The sequence below is a fragment of the Plesiomonas sp. genome (assembly GCF_051650925.1).
Lineage (GTDB): Bacteria > Pseudomonadota > Gammaproteobacteria > Enterobacterales > CAMTGL01 > Plesiomonas.
The window spans coordinates 1-5,640 of the sequence record NZ_JBOFRH010000018.1; the positions used below are offsets into that span (position 1 = coordinate 1).

Here is a 5,640-nt window from a genome sequence, read left to right on the forward strand (position 1 = left end):
CACAGTATCTGCCGCGGGTGTAGATACTGACTCTGTACCGTAGCGGCGCAACCACTCCGTTTCCAGCGCATTTCCCCATGAAGGGTGAGGTTCTGGTAATACCCGATAAAGCTCACTGTGTGCGGTAAACTGGGCTCTTTCTGTTTCACTGAGGGCTGGCAGACTCAGAATGGTGGGGTCGCCCCAGACAGCCGGATCTTCTTTATAGGCTTGCGCTGTGGGTGATAACAAGAAGTTAATGACCACTTTTGCCCCCTCAGGTGAAGGCGCATTAAACGGAATTGCCAGAAAGTGAGCGCGGGTAATTGCCCCTTGTCCGAATGCATACGCTTTGGCTGTTTCTGGTAAGCGATTTTGCGCTATGGCGTTTTGTACCTCATTAGGGTTGAAACTAAGGGCAATATCAATTTCACCTTGATTGAGTAAAGCTTGCATTTCGGTTTGATTCTGCGGGAAGGTTTGCCCCTTTTTCCATGCATACCCGTGTAACGTATCAAGGTACTGCCATAATGCGGCGGTCTGATACTTAAAATCACTCTCTTTGACATCACGGTACAACACATCAGGTGTTGGCGCTAATTGCAGCAAGGCCGCTTTGAGGAAGTTTATCCCGTGTATTTCGGTCGGCACAGGGTAAGTGATTTTTCCGGGGTGCTGCATGGCATAGGTGAGTAAATCTTTAAAGCCTTGTGGAGGGGTTTGCAAGCTTGCTGTGTTATAGATAAAGACTAACTGGCTTAACCCCCATGGCGCTTCATACCCCTGGGTTGGAAAAGTGGCATCAACCTTTACCGGTAGACTCTGATCAACCTGCTGCCACTGTGGTAGATCTTCAACAAATGGGCCTTGCAGTAAGTCGGCGCTACGCAGGGTATTAAAGTAGCGCCCCTGTAACCAGACAATATCACTCACACCAGGCTGTTTTTTTCCAGCAATTTTATCGGCCATAATACGGCTGACAATTTCAGTGTTATTGGGGGTCTGAGTGTGGATAAGCGTAATATTAAAGCGCTGCTTAACTTGCGTTGTAGCCCAGTTAAGATAATTATTTAATTCGGTATTCCCCGCTTGGGTATTAATGTAGACAGTCTGTCCTTGCGCTTGTTGCAGCGTGTGTTGCCAAGGCGTGACTTCATCAGCATACACGCCAGTGGTCCATAAACTACAGGCGAGCAGTGTCGCTGATATCCAGTTTTTCTTCACAGATCTATCCTCATGCCGGGGGGAGTTGCTGAGTGCATTATCGGCGATGGTATTACCTTTAAGGCGGCGTAGTTTACCAAAATAAATGTGGATTGCAGCAACTGGCTGTAATTTCATCTTCATCTTGGGAAGGATAGCGTCTAAAAAGGCACAAACTGTTCATGGGTATGCTGATCCGCGGAAGGGGCGTGGTACTGCAAGTTTAGCTGAATTTTATAAAGGGCTATCCCGTCAATGTATCAAGGCTGTTTGTGGGATAGCCATAAATAGATAAGAAGTGAGAATAAACCCGTACAGTGTTGCGTCTTGTATTCTGTTTCAGGTCAGTGTCGTACTTCAACAATACTTCATTAAGATTGTCAGTAGAGGGAAGTTACTCGTACTCTTCGGTATCAAACCAGTCATCGGCACTTTCCCAGGTTGCCTGCAAGACCTCTTCGACAAGATCTCTGTCGCCTTTATTCCCACGTAAGATTGAAATACCCGCTGCGCCACGTTTGACGATAACATCAGGCTCATCAAAGAGAGCACCAAGGCGTTTTGTCAGTTCAGTTTGTAATTTTTGTTCGAACTGAGCCGGAAGGGTTAGATTACGATCAAGTGAAATTTCAATGCGCATGGACAACCTCCTGTAATTCCTGTTGCAGCGGTGCACATCTGATGAAAGAGAATAACGCCATTTATGGTGGATATATATACAGTTGTTTTTAGTGGTTGTCTAGTTAGCCTTGATATTAAACAGACTCAGAAAATTAAGTGTCATGCAAAGCGAATAAGAGGGGGTAAACAAGAAAAGATTGATAAGAGGAAGAGGTAAGGGAAGCAACACAGCTACAAAGCACAAAAGAAGAGAACATTGCAGCTGTGGGGTATTACGTATTACAGATACGGCTTACTTGTTTTTCTTATACGGGCCATCAATCACCGAGCTACGGGCAACCAGTTCAGGATGCAGCTCAATAATTTGACCACCTTCACGCTTATTGATTATGCGGTCAATCAGCATATCAAAGGCCATCGCACCTAAACGCGCCTTCGGCTGGTGGATGGTGGTTAACGGTGGAGAGAAGAAGCGTGCATCACGAATATTGTCATAACCCACAATAGAGATATCTTGTGGAATACGCAGGTTTTGCTCACCAGCGGCACAAATTGCGCCCATTGCCATTGTATCATTGAAGCAGAATACGGCCGTTGGGTGCTGCTCATGGCTTAGAATCGTGTTCATTGCAATATGCCCAGACTCAGGCTCGAAGTTCCCTTCTGCAATCCACTTATCATTAATCGGTAAACCCGCTTCTTGCATTGCCTTGATAAAACCATCATAACGCGTTTGAGTTGTGGTTTTACTTAGCTGGCCGGTAATCACGCCGATATCACGGTGGCCGCGATCAATGAGGTAACGGGTGGCCAGATAACCGCCATCGAAGCTGTTATCCTGAATTCGGTCAGTATAATCACTCTCTGTCAGACCCCAATCCATCACCACCATTGGGATAGTGCTGTAGTTCTCAAGCAGCTCAAGCAGTTGCTCGTTATATTCAGAGCACATTACCAGCAGGCCATCAACCCGCTTTTGTGCCAGCATCGCAAGATAGGCTCGCTGTTTTTCAAGGTTGTTTTGTGAGTTACACAGAAATAGGGTATAGCCTTTACGGTAACAGTGCTCTTCAACCGACTGTACAATTTCTGCAAAGTAAGGCGTATCGCTGGTGGTCACTATCATGCCAATAGATTTGGTATGGTTAACCTTCAGGCTTCTTGCCACCGCGCTGGGTGAGTAGTGCAGCTCTTTTACCGCAGCCCATACTCGGGTACGTGTCTCTTCTGCTACAAAGCGCGTTTTATTGATAACATGCGATACTGTGGTTGTTGAAACACCCGCAAGTTTGGCGACATCTTTAATCGTTGCCATAAATTAAGTAGAACTCCTGACTTGAGCGAGCATCAAGACATGGGCAGAGGTTAGCCTGTTTGCCTTATTTACTACGGAAGCGTTTGCCTCCGTTGCTTGCTATATTGTGATAATTAATAATGCAAACGGGCTTTAGTTATCGTTATTAAACTCATGACGGCCCGATGCCAAAAATCCAAAAGATCATTTTCTCTTATAATTTACGATACGGGAAGCAGAAAGAAGCAGAAAAAGGAAATATTGTGTGATTTTTGATGACAACACTCTTCGTCTTTCTCTGCGCGATTTTCAGTACTCTTCCTATAATCTGGTCTTATTCATTGTAGGCAAGATTATGCACACGTGCATTTAGCATGCAGTACACACGGTAGCGTGAGTAATAGGGCTATTTGGCACAATGTACGGCCTCTATCTTTTCCATTGAGCGATTATAACTCTCTAACCCTTCACGTACATTTTCTGGGTGTGTTAACAGTTCTGCAAATGCAGAGCGCAGCGCATAGCTTTGTGGATTAGGTTTGACCACTCGATCATTAAAAACTTGTTCATTTAATGCAGCAAATTCACTGCTTTGGCTGCTAAGTTTTTTTTCTGACTCTTCATCAAGTGAAAGCCACTCATTGACAGATTTATCTAACGCTAAGCGTGCGGGTTCATGGTTTAGATACCACTTTACGGCAGTCAGGTTACGGTTAAAGTAATTTTTTCGTTCATTGAGAAATTGTTCGCTGGCCACTTTTAACGTTGGGTCTTGCTGAGTTACTTTACTTAATAACGTGGCATACCATGCATCAGAGGCTTGTACAAACTGCTCATATTTTTGGGTGAAGCAGGTTTGATCAAGGGCATGAGAAGGGAAAGAGAGCAGTGATAGGGTTAACACAAAAAATGGCACTCCTTGGCGCATAGAATATCCTTATTATTTGTTGGATTAGCGTTATTTATGTGTATAACCGAGTGTATCACTGTTTGTTGGTGATGGAATCCACATTAACAAAAATGATACATTACAGTTTAATGATACAGAGGATACACTGCTTGCATTCACAATAAGCAAGTATGAAGAAGTGGGGCGTTGTCATTGTGTTATAGCAATTGATACCGCCCTTGAAACACAACGCAAGGGGGAGATTATGGATACTGAATTACGTTTAGCGCTACTGACAACAACCGGTGCATTAGCGATGATCATCACATTTAGTTTTGTGGCTGTTTTTATCTGATCACATTTTGCAGGGCATTTGGCATAGTGTTTGTTACGTACAGCAGCAGTAACAACGTATTACGGTAAATAAAACAAGGCAGGGGCAGCTTATGATGAATGAAGCTGACCCTGCTTAATCTGCGTTTAACTCGGTCTCTCTCGTGATTCTGGATATTATTGCGGCTCTCTGAGCGATGAAACTTTAAGTAGGGATCTACTGATAGGTTTTCGAAGCGTTTGCGAAAGAACCACGCCACACAATGTAATAACGCCACCTACGATATGATAATGCTCCACTTTCTCTTTCAGCAGTGTCATTGCAATCATTGCCGTAAACACGGGCATTAGGTTCATGAAAATGGCAGTTTTACTTGCACCGAGTAATTTAACAGCTTGCAACCAGAGGAATGGTGCAACGACCGATGCCGGAATACCCGCATAGATAATCAGCGGCAATGTTTGGGTGTTAATCACGGCGTTTTGTGCAAACAAGAAGTTAGGCAGTAGTAGCAGCATGCCAAAAAAAATCTGAATGTATACCGATTGCCATGTAGAGAACGGTAACTGCCATTTCTTCAACAGCACGCCGTACAGCGCATAAGCACATGAGCCGGTTAATAACAGTAACTCACCGTTTCCTACCCCTTGATGCAGCAAGCTGGCTATATCCCCACAGCTAACAAGATAAAGAATCCCAAACAATGAGAGCACAGTGCCTGATACGATCCCGACAGTTGGGGTTTCGCTCAGAACAAACAAGCTGATCAGCACGGTCATCAGTGGAATTAACGAGGTAATAATGCCGATATTCATAGCACTCACCGTTAATCCGGCGTAATAACCAAATGTTTGGTTAATCGCCATGCCAAGCAGGGCAAGAACAATGAATTTAGCCAGATAGGGTATAAATTTCCGGCGGTTATGCCATACCGGAAGCAACATAAACGGGGTTAATACGACAAAGGCTAACGCCCAGCGATAGAAGGCAATTGCCGCAGGATCGATGCTGGTGGCCGCCATTTTATTAACAATGGCGTTGCCTGACCAAATCAGAACAGTAAGTAAAGGAAGAAGGTAGTACATTAAGACATCAATGGCTAATAAAACAGAAAGAGCAGTGTACTCTTTCTGCGTTCATGTTGCGATTTGTATCACAAAATTAATTTTAGACGCCCCTTTAACAGGCTATTTGTTATGAAAGGGCATCAGTTTCGTGTGTGTTAGGTCAAAAACCGAACATCTTATAGAAGCCGAACAGTAAGCCCGACGTGATAATCAGTGGAATAAGCTCCCACAATAGCTGATTTAACACGGGATA

At 44.4% G+C, this 5,640-nt stretch carries 6 protein-coding genes; 1 reads left to right on the top strand and 5 read right to left on the bottom strand.

From position 1 onward, the window contains the following. From ACRC27_RS00425 to ACRC27_RS00440, 4 genes are all read right to left on the bottom strand, one after another. Positions 1–1,320: ABC transporter substrate-binding protein (locus ACRC27_RS00425; protein WP_438638816.1), on the bottom strand; the 1,320-nt coding region annotated here is incomplete at its 3' end. Between the two features lie 256 nt (positions 1,321–1,576). After that, entirely contained in the window at positions 1,577–1,822 is a 246-nt protein-coding gene (locus ACRC27_RS00430) for a DinI-like family protein (protein ID WP_438624126.1), read from the bottom strand. Positions 1,823–2,095: 273 nt separating this feature from the next. Next, positions 2,096–3,118: an HTH-type transcriptional repressor PurR gene (gene purR / locus ACRC27_RS00435; RefSeq protein WP_438624125.1), complete on the bottom strand. Its 1,023-nt coding sequence runs from the start codon at positions 3,116–3,118 to the stop codon at positions 2,096–2,098. A 385-nt stretch (positions 3,119–3,503) separates the two neighbouring features. Next, positions 3,504–4,025 (bottom strand): hypothetical protein, encoded by a 522-nt coding sequence (locus tag ACRC27_RS00440; protein ID WP_438624124.1) that lies wholly within the window; start codon positions 4,023–4,025, stop codon positions 3,504–3,506. A gap of 226 nt (positions 4,026–4,251) precedes the next feature. On the opposite strand from ACRC27_RS00440, the gene ACRC27_RS00445 reads away from it, so the two are divergent. Next, complete coding sequence (locus ACRC27_RS00445; protein ID WP_438624123.1) at positions 4,252–4,341, top strand: cytochrome bd-I oxidase subunit CydH; 90 nt, start codon at positions 4,252–4,254, stop codon at positions 4,339–4,341. Positions 4,342–4,496: 155 nt separating this feature from the next. On the opposite strand, the gene ACRC27_RS00450 is transcribed toward ACRC27_RS00445, so the two are convergent. Beyond that, complete coding sequence (locus ACRC27_RS00450; protein WP_438624122.1) at positions 4,497–5,405, bottom strand: DMT family transporter; 909 nt, start codon at positions 5,403–5,405, stop codon at positions 4,497–4,499. Between the last annotated feature and the right edge of the window lie 235 nt (positions 5,406–5,640).